The 18,638-nt window shown below is 54.1% G+C and carries 10 protein-coding genes; 4 read left to right on the forward strand and 6 right to left on the reverse strand.

From position 1 onward, the window contains the following. Positions 1-231 precede the first annotated feature (231 nt). A complete protein-coding gene (locus H7U12_RS12985; RefSeq protein ID WP_186638590.1) occupies positions 232-2,118 on the reverse strand; it encodes a gamma-glutamyltransferase family protein in 1,887 nt (628 codons plus the stop codon). Positions 2,119-2,452: 334 nt separating this feature from the next. Here H7U12_RS12985 and H7U12_RS12990 point away from each other — a divergent pair, with 334 nt between their 5' ends. The 4 genes from H7U12_RS12990 to H7U12_RS13005 all read left to right on the forward strand — a co-directional run bounded on the left by H7U12_RS12990 (position 2,453) and on the right by H7U12_RS13005 (position 10,711). Next, the gene (locus tag H7U12_RS12990; protein WP_186638592.1) at positions 2,453-3,985 is read left to right on the forward strand and encodes a M20/M25/M40 family metallo-hydrolase; all 1,533 of its coding nucleotides are present in this window, start codon (positions 2,453-2,455) and stop codon (positions 3,983-3,985) included. 106 nt (positions 3,986-4,091) lie between these two features. After that, on the forward strand, positions 4,092-6,296 hold the full coding sequence (locus tag H7U12_RS12995; RefSeq protein WP_186638594.1) for an acylase: 2,205 nt from the start codon (positions 4,092-4,094) through the stop codon (positions 6,294-6,296). A 92-nt stretch (positions 6,297-6,388) separates the two neighbouring features. Further along, a complete protein-coding gene (locus H7U12_RS13000; RefSeq protein ID WP_186638595.1) occupies positions 6,389-7,720 on the forward strand; it encodes a M20/M25/M40 family metallo-hydrolase in 1,332 nt (443 codons plus the stop codon). Positions 7,721-7,924: 204 nt separating this feature from the next. Next, positions 7,925-10,711: a M14 family metallopeptidase gene (locus H7U12_RS13005; protein ID WP_186638596.1), complete on the forward strand. Its 2,787-nt coding sequence runs from the start codon at positions 7,925-7,927 to the stop codon at positions 10,709-10,711. Positions 10,712-10,976: 265 nt separating this feature from the next. Here H7U12_RS13005 and H7U12_RS13010 read toward each other — a convergent pair whose 3' ends face one another. From H7U12_RS13010 to H7U12_RS13030, 5 genes are all read right to left on the reverse strand, one after another. Further along, positions 10,977-11,831 (reverse strand): endonuclease/exonuclease/phosphatase family protein, encoded by an 855-nt coding sequence (locus tag H7U12_RS13010; RefSeq protein ID WP_186638597.1) that lies wholly within the window; start codon positions 11,829-11,831, stop codon positions 10,977-10,979. Between the two features lie 39 nt (positions 11,832-11,870). Then, a complete protein-coding gene (locus H7U12_RS13015) occupies positions 11,871-13,646 on the reverse strand; it encodes a RagB/SusD family nutrient uptake outer membrane protein (protein ID WP_186638598.1) in 1,776 nt (591 codons plus the stop codon). 34 nt (positions 13,647-13,680) lie between these two features. Beyond that, positions 13,681-16,980: a SusC/RagA family TonB-linked outer membrane protein gene (locus tag H7U12_RS13020; protein WP_186638599.1), complete on the reverse strand. Its 3,300-nt coding sequence runs from the start codon at positions 16,978-16,980 to the stop codon at positions 13,681-13,683. A 617-nt stretch (positions 16,981-17,597) separates the two neighbouring features. Then, the gene (locus H7U12_RS13025) at positions 17,598-17,843 is read right to left on the reverse strand and encodes a hypothetical protein (protein ID WP_186638600.1); all 246 of its coding nucleotides are present in this window, start codon (positions 17,841-17,843) and stop codon (positions 17,598-17,600) included. A gap of 43 nt (positions 17,844-17,886) precedes the next feature. Further along, the gene (locus H7U12_RS13030; protein WP_186638602.1) at positions 17,887-18,201 is read right to left on the reverse strand and encodes a hypothetical protein; all 315 of its coding nucleotides are present in this window, start codon (positions 18,199-18,201) and stop codon (positions 17,887-17,889) included. Between the last annotated feature and the right edge of the window lie 437 nt (positions 18,202-18,638).

The following is an 18,638-nucleotide window of genomic DNA, read 5'->3' on the forward strand; positions in this document are numbered from 1 at the left end:
AGAACAAATAACCCAAATTAGGAAAACTCTCTGGGGAGGAGTTTTCAGGCACAAAAAAAGCAGGCCCTCCCGCCACTTCTTGCACAAAGTGAGGGAGCGCCTGCTCAGAAGAAAGGGAAATCAGGTTTCATTTACCCGGGGGAGCCTCGTTTTGCAAAGCGCTTCCACAGGGGCTGGACCATCAATTTCCAAGCGAAAACAAGGTTCCTTTCTAAAAACCTAGTCAGGGAATTACCAGCCGATGCCGTAGTCTTCGCCGTGGTTGCTGGAACCGCCCCAGAAACTGCCGTGCTTCCAATCAAAGTAAATGGCATTGATGGGTCCGCTGGTACGGTCATCGAAACTCAGGATGTAGCCCATTTTCTTGAGTTGTTCCCGTACCGGCTCTGGCGTGCTGTCATGCAACAAAATCTGTCCGGGCTTGGGTTTACGGTCGTCAATCTTAGTGCCTCCCAAAGACAGCCAGAGTTGGTTTGTGTTGAAGTTGGCGGCTTCGGCGGCCTGCTGCACGTTCATCCCGAAATCGGCTACGTTCAAGAAGAACTGCAGCAGGTTCTGGTCCTGGGTATCGCCGCCCTGCACCGCGAACGACAAGAAGGGCTTTCCATCTTTCAAGGCCATAGAAGGCGTCAAGGTCACCCGAGGTCTTTTGCCCGGCTCCACCACGTTAAACGGATTCAGTTCGGCATCCAGCACAAAGCTCTGCATGCGCTGGCTCATGCCCACGCCCGTATTACCGGCAATGCAGGCCGGGTTCCAGCCGCCGCTGGGCGTGATAGACACCACCCAACCTTCTTTATCGGCGGCTTCCATGGTGGTGGTCCCCAACCACAGCCTTTGCTGATAGTCAACCATAGAAGAACCGTTCCGGATGTCATGGGTAGGCGCGAAGTTGCGTTTGGTGGTATCCAGTTCGTAACCTCGTTCTTTCAGAAGCTGCAGATAAGGGTTCTTGGCTCCGTTGCCTTCAAACGGATACGGGTCTCCGGGGCCCAGGCTAGGGTTATTTTTATCGAACTGGATAAGCGAGGCGCGTTGCTTTGCATATTCCTTGCTCAACAGCCCTTTCATGGGCTCCTGCGGCGCGAAGTAGTTATCGCCGTAGTAGAAATCACGGTCAGCGAAGGTGAGGTTCATGGTCTGGTACAGCGTGTGGATGTACTTGGCGCTGTTGTAGCCCATGGCCTTCAGGTCGAAGTTCTCCAGTACGTTGAGCGCCTGCAACAGCACCGGTCCTTGCGTCCATTGTTGTAATTTGTAGACATCTATGCCCCGGTAGTTGGTGGTAAGCGGCTCCTCTTCCAGCGGTTTCCACTTAGCCAGATCCTGCATGGTGATCAGACCGCCCTGTTCCTGGCAGCCCCGCACGAATTCCTTGGCAATGTCGCCGGTGTAAAAACGGTCATAGGCCGCCATGATGGCTTCTTTCCGGTTCTTGCCTTTCTTACGGGCGGCTTTTTCGGCCTCCACTAACTTGGTGAGGGTGGCCAGCAGGTCTTTCTGCACGAAGATCTCGCCCGCCTCGGGGGCTTCCCGTTTCTCGCCGGGGTGCGTCAGGAACACCTTCTTGCTGTAGGGCCACTGCTTGAGCCGCTCTTTCTCGCGTTCAAAACTGTTGGCGGTTTGGGCCTCAATGGGGTACCCGGCGGCCATCTCCATCGCGGGCGCTAATACCTGCTCCAACGTTAAGGTGCCGTAGTTAGCCAGCATGTGCAAAAGTCCGCCCGGCGTGCCCGGCGTGGTGGCCGCCAACGGGCCGTATTCCGGCGGAAAGTTATAGCCTTTGCCTTTGAAGAACTGCGCCGTAGCACCGGTAGGAGCCACGCCCATGGCGTTGATGGCAATTACTTTTTTGGTTTTGGGGTTATAAATCAAGGCCTGGGTCTCGCCGCCCCAGCTCAGGACATCCCACATGGTACAGGTGGCGGCCAGCATGGCGCAGGCCGCATCTACCGCATTGCCGCCTTTCTGGAACGTCATGGCTCCGGCGGTAGCCGCCAGAGGTTTGCCGGTGATGGCCATCCAGTTCTTGCCGTGCAAGACTGGTTTTTGCGTCTGCTGCGCGGTAACTGACACAATCAAGGAGAAGCAGAGAAACAAGGTCAAAAGGTGTTTCATACCAGTCTGGTCGGTTAGAAATGCTTAAGTTAAAGAAAAACGGCCCAAAAACGGACGAACCCGCCAGATATCTCACAAGCCGCAGACGCTTACCGGTGCAGGTACTCACGGCCAGGACAGAAAACAACGCAAGACACAGACCAGCCGATGACCTGCTTTCATAACCACTGCCCAGCATCAGGACTCAACGGCAGCCTAACTACGGGAAATCTAAATCAGAAACCGCTATCTACCTTTGAGATAGGCCCAATTCCTCTTTGAAAAGCAACCGGCATGGTTATCTTCGCAAAACGCTTTTCGGCACTTCTTTTACTTGACCAGAACCAGCCCGCTCATGAAGGTAAGTCTTTCCCGCATCATCGGGGCATCCCTCGCTTTGCTTTGCCTCTCCACCTCGTTGCAAGCGCAGCACCTCCAGAAGTACCTCCGCCAGTATGACAAACAGCTCATGGAAGAATACGTGCAGTTCCTCTCCATCCCCAACGTTTCCACAGACTCGGTTAACATCCGGAAGAACGCCGCTTTCATCCAGGAGATGATGAACCGCAAAGGTATCAAGGCCGAACTGTTGAACGGCACCACGACAGGGGTGACGCCGGCGGTGTTTGGTGAGATTAAAACGCCCGGCGCTACCAAGACCATCGGGTTTTACGCGCATTATGACGGCCAGCCGGTCAACCCCAAACAATGGTACGCGGGCACTGATCCGTTCAAACCCGTGCTCATTACGGCTCCTTTAGAAAGCGGCGGCAAAATCATGGGCCCTTACCAAGCCGGGGAGCCGGTGAACCCTGCGTGGCGTATTCTGGGCCGCGGCTCCGCCGATGACAAAGCCGGGGTCATGGCCATTCTGAACGCGTACGAGGCGCTGGTGAAAACAAGTCAGCGCCTGAACGCCAACATCAAGTTTCTGTTTGAGGGCGAAGAAGAAGTAGGCTCCATTCACCTGAACGAGATCTTCCGGCAGCACAAAGCCAAACTTCAGGCCGACTGCTGGATCATCATTGACGCGCCCCGGCACGTTTCCGGCCGGAAAACCCTCATCTACGGCGTACGCGGCGACGTGAACATGGCGCTCACCGTCTACGGCCCCAAACGCCCGCTGCACAGCGGCAACTACGGCAATTGGGCGCCCAATCCCGCGTTGAAGCTGGCCCAACTATTGGCTTCCATGAAAGACGAGCACGGGAAAGTATTGGTGAAAGGTTTCTATGACGATGTCACGCCGCTTACCGCCACCGAGAAGCAAGCCCTGGCCCAAATCCCCAACCAGGACGAAACCCTGAAAAAAGAACTGGGCGTCAACGCGCCGGAAGTAGCCACCCGATCGCTGGTGGAATCCATCATGCAGCCCACCCTGAACATCAACGGCCTGCACAGCGCCAACGTGGGCTCCATGGCCAGCAACGTCATCCCCACCAAAGCCGAAGCCGTTTTGGACCTCCGTTTGGTAAAAGGCAACGATTTCAGGAAACAAGTTGAAAAGGTGATCGCTCACATCAAGGCCAAAGGCTTTCAGGTGCTGGACCGCGAACCCACCGAGGAAGACCGCCGCAACTATCCCAACTTAATCAAGATAGAGGTGGAGCACGGCTACAACGCCCAACGCACGCCCATGGATCTGCCCATCGCCAAAAGCATTCAGGTGGCGGTGCAATCTACTACCAAAGAACCCCTGGTGCTGATTCCCTCCATGGGCGGCAGCCTGCCCTTGTACCTCTTCGAGGAGATTCTGGGCACCAAGGTGATCACCGTGCCCATCGTGAACTATGACAACAACCAGCACGCCGAGAACGAGAATGTCAAGATCCAGTACCTCTGGGAGGGCATTGAGACCATTGCCGCCATCATGCAAGCCCGTTTCTAGGCGGTCAACAGGCGTGTGGTCACCGGCCCCAATCCGCTGCGTTTTACCTGCATTTTTTAGAAAATAGCCCTAAATTGGGAAACCGTCTATTTCTCTCCTTTCCTCCATGAAACACCTTTTCAGAAACGCTACTTTACACCTGTTCCTCTTCGTTCTTTTCTCCTGCTCCTCCAGTGAGAAGGTTACCTCCAGCAAACAGGTTGACCAATGGAAAGAACAGGCGGCGCGGGTCACCATCATTCGGGACGATTTTGGTGTGCCGCACATCTACGGAAAAACTGATGCCGATGCGGTTTTCGGGCTTTTGTACGCGCAGTGCGAAGATGATTTCAACCGAGTAGAGCGCAATTACCTGTGGGCGACGGGTCGGTTGGCCGAGGTGGAGGGCAAGGAAATGCTGTACAGCGACCTCCGAGCGAAACTCTACATGACCCAGGAAGAAGCCATTCAGCACTACGAGAAAAGCCCTGAGTGGCTCAAAACCCTTTGCCAGGCCTTCGCCGATGGCATCAACTACTACCTGCACACCCACCCCGAGGTAAAGCCCAAGCTGCTCACCCGATTTGAACCCTGGATGCCCATGTACTTCACCGAAGGCTCCATCGGCGGCGACATAGAAAGCATTCCGCTGAACAAAATCCAGGCGTTCTACGAGGAAAACAAAGCGCAGGGGCTGACCGGCTATAATTACCAGCCATCGGCGCAGCCCAACATTTTAGCCGAACCCAAAGGCTCCAACGGCTTCACCATCTCGGGCAAACATACCGCCTCAGGCAATGCCATGCTGCTGATTAATCCGCATACATCCTTCTTCTTCAGGGGCGAAGTACACGCGGTGAGTGAGGAAGGCCTGAATGCGTACGGCGCCGTGACCTGGGGCCAGTTCTTCATCTATCAGGGCTTCAACGAGAAAACCGGCTGGATGCACACCTCGGCGTACGTAGACGTAATTGACGAATTTGAGGAAACCGTCAGCAAAAAGAACGGTCAACTGGTGTACCAGTACGGCAATGAACAACGCCCGGTGACCACTTCTGAGGTTACCTTGTCCTACAAAGAAGGAAAGGAAGTCAAGCAGAAAACCTTCACCACGTACAGAACCCACCACGGCCCCATTACGCACCAGAACGGGAACAAATGGGTAGCCACAGCCATGATGTGGAAACCGGTAGAGGCACTCACGCAGTCGTACACCCGCACCAAGAAAAGCAACCTGAAGGAGTTCAACGAGATGATGCAGCTGCGCACCAACTCCTCCAACGGAACCGTTTACGCCGATGCCGAGGGCAACATCGCCTACTACCACGGCAACTTCTTCCCCAAACGCGATACGGCTTTTGATTACTCCCAACCGGTAGACGGCAGCAACCCCAAAACCGATTGGCAGGGTCTGCACTCGCTGGAAGAAACCATCCGGGTCATCAACCCGCCCAACGGCTGGATTCAGAACTGCAATTCCACGCCTTTCACCAGCGCCGGCGAATACAGCCCGAAAAAAGAAAACTACCCCATTTACATGGCACCCTCGCCCGAGAACTTCCGGGGCATCCACGCCGTGCGCCTACTCAAAAAGGCTGAAAACCTGACGCTGGACAAACTCATAAGCCTGGCCTATGACCCGTACCTGCCCGGTTTTGAGCTGCTCATCCCCGGCTTGGTGAAAGCCTATGATAACCAGAAACCCAATGACCCCAAACTGAAGGAAGCCATGGATGTGCTGCGCCGCTGGGACTATGCCGTGTCCAAAGAATCCGTGGCGATGTCTTTAGCGCATTTTTACGCCACTCTTTCCACCAGAAACGGCAGCGCGCCCAAAAACCTGAATTTGATTGAGCGCTTCGAATACTACGCGAACGAGTCGCCGGAGAAAGAACGGCTGGATTTGTTTCGCCAGACCATCGCGCAGCTGGAAAAAGACTTCGGCACGTGGAACACGCCTTGGGGCGAGATCAACCGATTCCAGCGCCTCACCGGCGATATTCAGCAGCCGTTCAATGATGCCAAACCTAGTCTGCCCATTGGCATGGCCTCGGGGAACTGGGGCGCTTTGGCCTCATTTGGCGCGAACTCCTACAACACCAAGCGCCTGTACGGCACCTCAGGCAACAGCTTTGTGGCCGTGGTGGAGTTCGGCCCGAAAGTGAAGGCGAAAACCCTACTGGCCGGCGGACAAAGCGGCGACCCGAACTCCCCGCATTTCAGTGACCAGGCCCAGCGTTACGCCGATGTGCAATTCAAAGACGCCGCCTACTACCGTGAAGACGTGGAGAAACGCGCCAAAGCCACCTACCATCCGGGCGAGAAAAGGTAATCTGATATTATCCCAATAACTGTTTTAGGCCCATTTTCTGGAAAACACCCTTAAAACAGCATCCAGCTCTTACCACCACACCAAACAAACCTATGAACACCCTTTCCCAACTTCTGCTCCGTGGTCTTCTGCCGGCAACCTTTGCCCTCGGCACCTTGCCCGCGCTGGCGCAGTCCGCTGAAAAAGCCAAGCCCCTGGCCGTAGATAAGCGCTACGAGAACGAGATAAAAGCGCTGGCCAAGAACCCGGCGGTCAAAGCGGCTTTCAAGACCATCGTGGACCTGGAGCCGCAGACGCATCAGGATTTAATCACGCTTACCGAGATTCCGGCCCCACCTTTCAAAGAGGAAGTGCGCGGCCGGAAATACGCCGAGATGCTGCGGGCGGCCGGGGCTGACTCCGTGTGGACCGATGAGGTAGGCAACGTGCTGGCACGTCGGAAAGGGAAAAACGGCACTAAAACGGTGGTCATGGAAGCGCACCTGGACACGGTTTTCCCCGAGGGCACCGATGTCAAAGTCAAACAGAAAGGAGACACGCTATACGCGCCCGGCATCGCCGATGACACCCGCGGCCTGGCCATGGTGCTGTCGGTTTTGAAGACGTTAGAGAAAACCGGGCTGGAAACGGAAGCCGATGTGTTGTTCATCGGCACGGTTGGCGAAGAGGGCCTGGGCGACCTGCGCGGCGTGAAGCACCTGTTTTCGGAAAAAGGGCCCAAAATCGATTCGTACATTGCCGTGGATGGAACGGGCATAGGTTCCGTGACCAACCGGGGCCTGGGCTCACACCGCTACCGCATCACCTTCAAGGGTCCGGGTGGGCATTCCTCAGGGGCTTTCGGGCTGGCCAACCCGCACAACGCTTTGGGCCGGGCCATCCACTACTTCGCCGTGGAGGCCGATAAATTCACCAAAGAAGGCATAAGAACCACGTACAATGTGGGCGTGATTGGCGGCGGCACCTCGGTGAACTCTATTCCGTTTGAGTCCTGGATGGAAGTGGACATGCGCTCAGAGAGCCCGGAGCGGGTAGAGGGCATTGACAAGCTTCTCCAGGCCGCCGTGCAGCGCGCCTTGCAGGAAGAAAACCAGATGAAGCGCAGCGGAGCCAACCTCACTGTAGACGTGAAACTGATTGGCGACCGCCCGGCGGGCGGGGTTGACCCTGGCGTGGCCCTGGTGCAGCGCAGCGTGGCCGCCACCCGGTTTCTGGGCACCGAACCGGCGCTCAGGGTGGGCTCTACCAACTCCAATATCCCGTTCTCCAAGAATGTTCCGGCAGTGACCATTGGCAGCGGCGGCACCGGGGGCGGAGCGCACGCGCTGGAAGAATGGTTTGTGCCCAAGAACACGCATTTGGGCACTCAACGCGCCTTGCTCCTGCTACTCTCGGAAACCGGCATCGCCAAAGGAAAGAAATAGTTTTCCGCAAGGCGTTTTGAGCACGTTTTTCTTAAAACAGCTTAAAAACGTTCCTCTCTGTCATCTTGGAAAGACCTTATGGGCGAACGGCAGTAGCGCTCAATAAATGTTTTTCTAGTTCGCCCACAAGGTCCTTTCAGGATGACACAAATAAAAAGTTGACCTTCTTCTAATCACTTTCCGCTCACCACTAACAGCCACTCTATGACGTCAAAGTTTTACCGCTCCTTTACCTTCGTGCTGCTCCTCACCGTGGCAGTGTGCCAAGCCCAGACAGTCCCCTCGCCCAAACAGCACTTCGGCTTCAACATTGGCGATGATTACCAACTGGCGAACTTCACCCAAACCGAGGCCTACTTCAAGAAACTGGCCGCCTCTGACCGTACCAAGTTGGTGGACATCGGGCTCACCGAGGAAGGCCGACATCAGTTCATGCTGATTGTGTCCTCACCGGAGAACATTCGGAATCTGGCTCGTTTTAAGGAAATCTCGCAGAAACTAGCCCGCGCTGAAAACCTCACGGAAGCACAGGCCCGCGCTTTGGCCGCTGAAGGCAAAGCCGTAGTCTGGATTGACGGCGGCCTGCACGCCACCGAAACCGTGGGCATTCACCAGTTGATTGAAACTGCCTGGAACCTGGTAAGCCGCCAGGATACCGAAACCAAGCGCCTGCTGGACCAGACCATTGTGCTCCTGACGCACGCCAACCCCGACGGGCAGGAACTGGTGAGCAACTGGTACATGCGCGCGCGCAAAGAAAAAGACCGTTCCCTGAGCAACCTGCCCCGGCTGTACCAGAAATACGTGGGCCACGACAATAACCGTGATTTCTTCATGAACAACATGAAAGAGTCGCAGAACATCAGCCACCAGTTGTTTGTGGAGTGGATTCCGCAGATTATGTACAACCACCACCAGCGCGGCCCGGCGGGTTCAGTCTTGGCCGGTCCGCCGTACCGTGACCCGTTCAATTACGTGTATGACCCGCTGCTGGTCACCAGCATTGATGCCGTAGGCGCCGCCATGAACAACCGCCTGAACGCCGAGGACAAGCCGGGTTACACGCAGCGCGCGGGCTCCCAATTTTCCACCTGGTGGAACGGTGGTTTGCGCACCACGCCTTACTTCCACAACATGGTGGGCCTGCTCACCGAAATCATCGGGAACCCGACTCCGGAGGAAGTGCCGCTGGTGCCACAACGTCTGCTGCCCAACGGCGCTACACCCAACCCAGTCACCCCGCAGAAGTGGCATTTCAAGCAGTCTATTGATTATTCTGTGTCGCTCAACTACGCCGTGCTGGATTACGCGGCCCGCCACCGCGACGAATTGCTGTACAACATCTACCGCATGGGCAAGAACTCCATTGAACGCGGCAGCAAAGATTACTGGGCCCTTTCTCCCAAAAGCGTAGATGCGGTAACTGCTGCGCAGGCCAAAGAACGCAAGTCTGGTGACGCTGAGAACTCTACAAATGAGGCAACTTCCGGCAGCGGCAATGTTCCGGCCAAGCACTTTGAAACCGTGTTCAAAGACCCCGCCCTGCGTGACCCCAGATGCTACATTCTCTCGGCGGCCCAGCCTGATTTTCCTACGGCGGTCACCTTTGTAAACGCGCTCATCAAATCAGGAATTCTGGTGCACAAGGCTACGGAAGATTTCAAGGTAGCCGGCAAAAGCTACCCCGCCGGTTCTTACGTGGTGAAAACCGACCAAGCCTTCCGGCCGCACGTCATAGATATGTTTGAGCCGCAGGAGCACCCCAACGATTTCCAGTACCCGGGCGGACCGCCCATCCGGCCGTATGATGCCGCTGGTTGGACCCTGGCGTTCCAGATGGGCGTGCAGTTTGACCGCATTTTGGACAGCTTCAAAGGACCGTTCCAACCCGTGCCTTACGGCGAATTACAAGCGCCCAAAGGCAACCTGCAAGCATCAGCAGCTGATGCGGGTTATGTGCTGGATGCCCGTGCCAACCATTCCTTCATTGCCGTCAATGATTTGCTTAAGGCTGGGGCCGAGGTGTACCGCATGCCTGCGGCCGGTGCTGACCAAGGCAATTTCTTCGTTCCGGCCACCGATAAATCCCGAGCCCTCGTGCAGAAAGCCTCCGCTGATTACGGCCTTACCATCAAAGGCGTGGCGCAGCGACCGGCCGGAGCCACTACCAAGGTTTCTCCCCTGCGCATCTCCCTCTGGGACACCTATGGCGGTTCTATGCCCTCGGGCTGGACGCGTTGGATTATGGAGCAGTATCATTTCCCCATCCAACTGGTGTATGCAAAAGACATTGACGCCGGTGACCTAAACAAAAAATACGACGTGATTCTGTTTGTGACCCGGGCCATTCCACCCGTTTCCGCGCAGGGGAACAATGAACGTGGCGGTGAAGGCCGAGGCCCTAAACCGGAAGACATTCCCGCGGAATACCGTTCCCAGCTAGGTGCCATTACGGCAGAGAAGTCTGTCCCAGCTCTCCGGAAGTTTATGGAAGCGGGCGGCACCGTGGTCACCATTGGTACCAGCACCAACTTAGCTTACCACCTGGGCTTACCCGTCAGCAATGCCTTGGTGGAGATGAACGCCACCGGACAGGCCAGACCACTGGCGGCCACCAAATACTACATCCCCGGCAGCATTCTGCGTGTGAAGTACACCACTTCCCAACCTGCTACCTGGGGCCTGCCCACCGAAGGCGATGTGTATTTTGACAACAGCCCCGTGTTCAAGCTCACCCCTGATGCCGTGGCCAACGGCATAGTAAAACCATTAGCCTGGTTCTCCACCGATAAGCCCCTCCGCAGCGGCTGGGCTTGGGGACAAGCGTATCTGAAAGATGGGGTGGCCGCTTTCTCCGCTTCCGTTGGCGCAGGCACTTTTTACGCCTTCGGGCCGGAGATAACCTTCAGAGGTCAGGCTCACGGCACTTTCAAACTGCTCTTTAATCAGTTGTATTCCACTGGTTCAGGCGCGGCGCAAAGCATGCGGTAGTAGTACCAACTTCCTACCCTTAAACAGAGCGGGGCACCATGTTCATGGTGCCCCGCTCTGTTTAAGGGTAAAGCTGTTTGCCGCAGCCAGGTAGCAGGCGTTTTAGGGGCGAAATCCGTAAAACAGCCTGTTTTCAGGAGTTGTCCCGGCACCAAGCTTTTCCCCATTTACCTTTCATGGATCAAGGTTGGTATTCACAAACGGCAGCTCCTGTTGCTACAGGAACAGCTGTTCGTGATGGCTTTAACCCGAGCAGCTTTGAAAGCTATTTTTTAGCGCTGTACGCGATCTTCACCAAGACAGGGAAATGGTCAGAGGGGAATCTACCGAAGTACGTATCCGTCAGGATTCCCCACTTCTGCACCTCAAAGGCATTGGTCACAAAAACATGATCAATGATTTCTTTTTGGTTAAACTGCTGCTTGAATCCGTTAAAGGAGGCGTTGTTGGCGTACGGGTATTTCACTTGCTTGAAGGTGTCTTTCAGCACGCCTGAATTGGCGACGGTTAGGTACCACTCACTGGCCTGATCTCCGTTGAAATCGCCCGTTAAGACCACCGGCTCTTTCCCGGCGATTTCCTGAATCTTACGCAAAATCAGCTTGCTGCTTTCCTTGCGGGCCTGTACTCCCTGATGATCAAAATGGGCGTTGAACACATACAGCTTCTTCTTGGTGGCGAGGTCCTGCAGATACACCCACGAGGCGATGCGGTTACAGCAGGTGGCGTCCCAACCCAGTGAAGGCTTATCAGGAGTCTCTGATAGCCAGAAATCACCTTTGTTCAACAGCTTGAATTTATCTTTCCGGAAAAAGATAGCGGAATGCTCGCCTTTCTCCTTTCCGTCATCGCGGCCCGCGCCGTGGCGTTCGTACTCGGGCAGTGCCTTGCTCAGATCATCTAACTGGTTTTTCAATCCCTCTTGGGTGCCCAGCACATCAAACTCATGAAAGCGGATGAGGTTGGCGACCACTGGCGCCCGGTTCTCCCACAGATTTCCGGTATCGCCCGGACTGGCGAACCGTAGGTTGTAGGAACCGATGGTCAACTGCTGCGCCTGGCTGATGGTGGATAAACTCACGAGCAACAAGAGAAAAAGGAAGCTTTTTTTGATTAGCATAAAGCGTGTCTGTGTTGTGGTGTTACAATCATTTAGCAATTACCAGCCCGGGTTTTGCCCTAAGGCAGGGTTCATGAGCCGGTCTGCTTCGGGGATGGGATAAAGGTAGTGTTTCTCTTCCCAGTTTCTAGGGATGTTCCGGAGCCAGGTAAGTTCCCCGGAGGTGCCTTCTGACAGCCTTTGCGGGTTTGGACTACCTCCGCTGATGGTTTCCGCCACATTGATATAGGTAACACCGGCCACTGGGTTGCTTGGCCTGGTGGTATAGAAACTAACGTCTAATTTCCCGTCTTCATTTAAATCCAGCGGCTGGTCCAGAGCCGGCACATAAAAGCCGTTCCATTCCATTTCCATCAGCTCACCGCGCTTCCAGCGGACCAGGTCATCGAACCGCAGGCCTTCCAGCACCAGTTCTATTCCTCTTTCCCGGCGCACCTCCAGCAAGGCTGCATCTGAAATACCCGGGAAGTAATTTGCCTGCAGATACGGATCTACTGCGGTGGGTTTGGCCGCCAGCCCTCCGGTGATGCCCGCCCGCTGCCGCAGCGCACCTATGGTCATCGCCCAGTCAGCGTCGGTGAGGGTTCCCAGTTCGGCTTTGGCCTCCGCGTAGTTTAGCAGTACCTCGGCATAGCGGATGATCGGGATGGAGTTGGTGTTCCGGCTGCCACCGTCATAGTAGGTGTCATCCAGCGTCCATTTAATAGGTTGGTAACCGGTGTAGGTGTAGGAGAAAACAGGGGGAGCCGGCTCCGCCGCCCCGCCGTTGATTCTCTTGTAATCCTCCATCCGAATGGTTTGCTTCAGGCGTTTGTCTCTCCCTTTGACCTCCTCTGAAAACACCTTGGTTTTGTAGCCAGGCGTACTGGTGAAAGGGGTGCCATCCAGGTTCAGATAGGTGTTCACAAATGTCCTGATCAAGCTCACCCGGGCACCATATGTGGCACTGGTCCACCACCAGTTAGCATCATTGAACACATTCAAGGTAGGAGACACGACGGCCGCCAGCATTACCTCAGAGGCAACCGGCGTTTGGCTTGTAAACAGTTGCCGGTAAGCGCTCTCGGTGCCGCCAGCGTTGTTCAACCGGAAGCCGCCTTCCTGCATCACTTTCTCTGAGGAAGCAACGGCTTCCTTCAGCCAGGCATCGGCGGTGGTGCCTAAGGGCAGTTCGGTGTGGTATTTCCGGTAGGTGCCTTCGTATAAGCAAACCCTTGACTTGAAAGCATACGCCACGTACCGCGTGATCAGGCTACGGGTACCGTCATTGGTGGTAGCAATGTTCTCGCAGGCATAATTCAAATCAGCTAAGACGGAGTCCATCACCAGGGCGCGAGGGTCACGCCCTTTGAAAAGATCGGGGTCATCTACCGCCATGGGCTTGTTGATCCAAGGCACATCGCCAAACCTTTTTACTTTATCAAAATAGAACCAGGCCCGGAAAAACCGGGCCAGTGCTTGGTAATGCTTCCGGGTGTTAGGGGCAACACTCTGGTTCGTGTTATTGGCCATGAAATAGTTGAGGTTGCGCAAAGGTTCCCAATCCCAGCCGGAACTTTGGCGAGGCCCGAACGCCCCCGCCCGCAGGAAATCAGGCACCTGGGTTCTGGCAGCGTAGTCAGACATGGCGTCTCCCCGATGCACATCATTGGCGGTTGGTAGGACATTATAGAAAGAATTGGCGTAAAGCTCTAAGCCTTTCTCGCTGCTGAAAACGGCTTCTTTGGTAGCGGTCGCCTGCGGATCCTGGTCCAGCGAATCACAGCTGGCAAAGAACGTGCTCAAGAAAACAAGCCACACTAGTTGCTTCTTCATCATATTGCTGATTATAAGAATCTGTTGATTGGAGTTAGAAAGTAATGGAAACACCCATGCTCATGCTTTTCAGGATAGGGTAATTGTAGCCGTTCCCGCTGGAGCCATTGGTCAAGACCCTGTCTGACCCATGAATGCTCTCCACATCAAAATCTCTGGTAAGTTTGTAAAGGGGTGACCAGGTCCAGAGGTTCTCGCCTGACAAAAACACCTTAGCGGCGCTCATGCCTACCTTACTGATCAATGAGGAAGGCAACATGTACCCAACCTGAATGTTCTTCATGCGCAGGTACGCCACGTTCTGGAGGTATTTGGTCTGGGCCTGCGCCAGTTCTCCTGCTCCGTTCTGCGCCACGTACCCCCGGTATCTGGGCAAATAAGCGTTGGGGTTTTCCTCTGACCAGATATTGCCTAAATGCCATTCGGGCAATTTGTTGTAGGGCCGGTTATACTGCCCCCAGAAGACAGCGGCTTCTCTGCCCGGGAACCAGTCCTGCTGGCCTACCCCCTGCAAGAAGGCAGAGAAGAAGAACCCGTTCCAGTCTGTTCCCAGGTTGATGCCGTAGGTATAGCGGGGCGTGGTATTGCCTATGACCTTCCGGTCTCCGGGGTTGGCCACGGTGTTGTCCCCTTCATTGATGACGCCATCGTTGTTGAGGTCTGTGAACTTGATGTCACCGGGAAGTAATTGCCCACTGGTAGAGGCCCGTATCAAGGCTTGTGACGGAGAGTTCTTAATGTCTTCCTGCGAGGTAAAGTACCCATTGGTTACGTACCCCCAGATTTCCCCTACTGTCTGCCCTTGATAGTAGTCATTGAGTTTTTTATCTGGGTTGTTGTATTTGGTGATCTTGGCTTTAGAATCTGCCAGCGTGAACCGCAGGCTATAGTTGAGAGGCTTTGCCCCCACGTTGAACCTATCCTGCCAAGTCACTGCCAACTCCCATCCTTTCGTCTCCAGATCGGCGTAGTTGCCTTTGGGCACGCTGGTACCAAACACTGCCGGAAGCGTCATGCCCACGGTGAACATATCCGTCGTCTTGCGGAGGTAGGCATCTGCATTCAAGGTTAACCGGTTAGACAACATGCCCAGGTCCAACCCAAAGTTTTGCGTAGTGGAAGTTTCCCAGGTTAACCCGTCCGGAATCACCCCGGGCTGGCTTGTCTGCTGCGGCCGTATGCCGTTCAACACCCTGCCTGACTGGGAGATATTGAATTGCTCCTGAAACGCATACGAAGAGATATTTCCATTCCCCAGAGAGCCGTAGGAACCCCGAAGCTTTAGTTCTGACACCAGCACTGGAGAAACTTTCCAGAATGGCTCGTTGGAGATCCTCCAGCCGGCAGAGAAAGAAGGGAAGAACGCGTACCGCTCATTCTCCGGAAACTTGGACGAACCGTCATACCGTCCATTTACTTCCAACAGATAGCGTTCCCTGAAGCCATAATTCAGCCGGAAGAAACCACCTGCAATGTTCCATTTATCCCAGCCCCCGCCGGTAGTGATGGACTGGCCCAAGGCAAGGTTTATATCCTGCGCGTTCTCGAAAATAAGGCCGTTCCGTTGGGTTTGGAGTGACTGGTACGTAGACTGCTCATAGTTGTAGCCTGCCAGGGCTTTGAAATAGTGCGCGTCTCTGAACGTGCTCTCATACTCCCCGTAGAGGTTCCCCGCCAGGTACTGGGTCTCCCGGTAAATATCCTGGATGTCATTGGTATTGGTGCCCACGTATTCTATCACCCCAGGCTTTCTGCTGTACGGCACGGGTACGCGCACCTGCTTCTGGTCATTGTCTGTACTCCGGAAAGTGAAATCTCCTTTTATTCTGAATTTATCTTCCAGGAACCTGGTGGTGAAACCGGTGGTGTTCCGGATCACGCGCTCATTCATGTCAATGCCGTTCTTGCCGTACCACAGGTCCCCCACTGAGTAAGCGGCAGAATAGGTCAGGGTGCCGTCAGGGTTGAACATGGGGGCCATGGTATGTCCCTCGTCGGCAATGTTGCGCCAGATACCGCCGCCTTCTCCTACGTTCAGCGGATTGTGGTACTTCATCTGGGAGAAATCGGTGTTGTTGTCAATGCGCAGCCAGGGAAACAGGTCAATAGAACCTTTCGCCCTGAAGTTGTACATCTTGTAGTCATCAGAATTGTAGCGGAACAAGCCTTCCTGGCCAAAGTACCTGCCCGTAGCGTAGAAGCTCGCTTTTCCGCTGCTGCCCGAAACTCCTATATTGTGCTCCATGGCCGAGTTGTGGTCTTTGTAGAGCTCTTTGTACCAGTCAGTGTTGCCGTAATAGACGTATTCGCCGTTTGCCCCAACTTCTACTTTGGGCAGGCTTGGGTCATTGGCTCTTCTTTCCAGTTCGGCCAGGTACTCCGGCGAGAACCGCACCGTTTTGTTGACGTTCTGCGGCGTTTGGGAGTAATCATTCCAGGCCGACCAGCCTTCGTTGAACATCTTGGCAAACACATATCCGTCCGTGACCAGATCAGGCACAGCCGTAGGGCTTTTCACGCCGTAGCTGCCCGAGTACGTGACGCTGGTCTTGTCTTTGGAAGGATTTTTAGTGGTAATGAGCACCACACCAAACGCGCCCCGGGCCCCGTAAATAGCGGCCGAGGCGGCATCTTTCAGCACCGTGACACTGGCAATGTCATTGGGGTTTAACAAGCTAGGATCGCCTTGCACGCCGTCAATCAGCACGAGGGCACTTCCTCCCTGGCCAATGGAAGTAGTTCCCCTGACGTTGTAGGCCGGGGACTGGATGGGCTTCCCATCCGTAGGAACCAGGTTCAAGTTGGGCAATACGCCCTGCAGTCCCTGAGAGAGGTTGGCCACCGGACGACCCTCCAACACCTCCGCCGTCACCTGGTCTACCGCTCCGGTCAGGTTTGCTTTTTTCTGGGTACCGTAGCCTACCACCACCACTTCATTCAGGGAAGTAGCGTCTTCCTGCAACAAGACGGCCACAAAACTACGCCCTGCTACGGCTACCTCCTGCCGGAGAAATCCGATATAAGACAAGACCAGCACCGGCTCATTTACATTGGCCGCATTCAGGCTAAACTTTCCTTCCAGATCGGTCATGGTGCCGGTGGAAGTTCCTTTCAAAGTCACCGATACTCCCGGCAGAGGCTGCCCGGCGGCATCTTTTACTTGCCCCGTCACCGGGTTGGTTTGCCTGGTGTTTAGCTCGTAGCGGCTGATGCCCACTGGCGCAGCCGCTTTCGTGAAGCCTTCGGCCGGGAGAATACCCAGCATAGCCAATAGCACCAGCGAGGAGTGCCGGGTAAGATGCCTTTTCTTTTTGACTGGTAGTTTTCTACTCATTTCTAAGAAAGTAATTTAAATGTAGATTGGTGATGCATCTTGGTTAGCAGAGGGAACAGCCATAGCAGTCATGGCCTGCAGGAGGGTCATAACACTTGATTAGAAAGAAGAGAGGAGAGCTGAGGGTCACGCTTGCTTGTTCCTAGCTTTATGCTGAGGGTTGCCATAACTTATGTTGCTAGTTGTACCCCTTTAAGTACACTGCAAAGCAAGCGTGTGCATGTTACCTGAATATTTAGCAGCTGTTATAGAAGTGTGAAAACACAGTAAGCCTGTTAGCAAAACTTAACAGAACCATAAACCATCTTGCAGGCCTGGATCTGCTGTGTTTTCTATTTTACAGGCCTAAAACCTGTTTCCTTTCTTTGATAGAAATGGAAGACATGAGGATAAGGGCTGTACAGAAGGAAGCATTGAAAAAAAGAGGTACAGCAGATTCTTCGGGTATGCCCGGAGATCAAAATTCTAGCATAGCCAGATGGCTCCGAAAGCGTGCCTGTCTTTGAATGCGCCGGCCTGGCTGCGGGAGATTGGAGTATTTGAGAAGAATATTTATTAGTGATTTTGATTTAGGTTAAAAGCAAAGGCCCGCTCTTCTGAAACGGACCTTTCTTATTTTACTGAGGTATTATTAAATAAACACTTTCCTTCCCCATCTCATGAAAAGCAGCAGCAATTACATGGCCTTGGTCATAGTGATAATGAACTTCAGTTTTGTGAGGTCCCGATCCTGAGTTGGTGCCATTTCTAAAGTTGCCATCGGCTCTTTTTTGTTCTGCTTTTACGAACTCATCAAATTGTTCCTTAGATACTTTCTTGGCTTTGTCAGTATCAATTACATCTGGTAATACTGCTGCATACATAGGTTTGGCGATTTTGTTAGTGTACAATCACCAATATATAATCTTAGCTACTAAACGCCGCCTTCACCTCTTCCTTTATTTTCTGGATGATGCGGTGGGCTTGCTTGGTGTATTTGCAGTCGGTGAGGAAAACAATCTCGGTAAGGGTGAGTCCCTGTAGGTGCAGCTCGAAGGTGGATAACTCATCGGCGGAGAAGTGGGCGAAGATGAAGGCCCGCACACCTGCAGCCAGAGCCATTTGCTCTTGGGTGTTTTCGTCCTGCTCCTGGGCGGTCATGAGTTCCACCAAGTTCAGTTTGCGGTTGGTACGTTTGGCGTATAAGAAGTTGCCCTTCATGGAAGTGATCATGTAGGCCATGAAGCCGACACATTGCTGATCCTTGGAGAGAGACGATGTAGCTGAGTGATTTGTCTTGCTTCCGGGCGATGGTCGTGAGAAATAGGGTAGCCTGCTGCTCGAATGTTTCTTGCATACCCGAAGCTAATTTAACCCATCGGGAGGGTTGCGAAAATTCGCCTTAGCTATGCGTTTTCAGGCAATGTATTACTCATGTATTACCTGCAAAACGAAAAAGCCTTGTAAGTTTCCTTACAAGGCTTTTATCTGAGGTAGCGGGAACAGGACTCGAACCTGTGACCTTTGGGTTATGAGCCCAACGATATATGGTTCAATATGGTAGCATATGGCCCCTGAATAGCTTTAAAGGCACTTTTCCCGCCATATCGATTCACTTGAAACCACGTGAATACAAACTTTCTTGTACCTATTGTGTACCAAATTTATTTTGCTTATAT

This window comes from Rufibacter sediminis (assembly GCF_014269285.1).
Classification (GTDB): Bacteria; Bacteroidota; Bacteroidia; order Cytophagales; family Hymenobacteraceae; genus Nibribacter; species Nibribacter sediminis.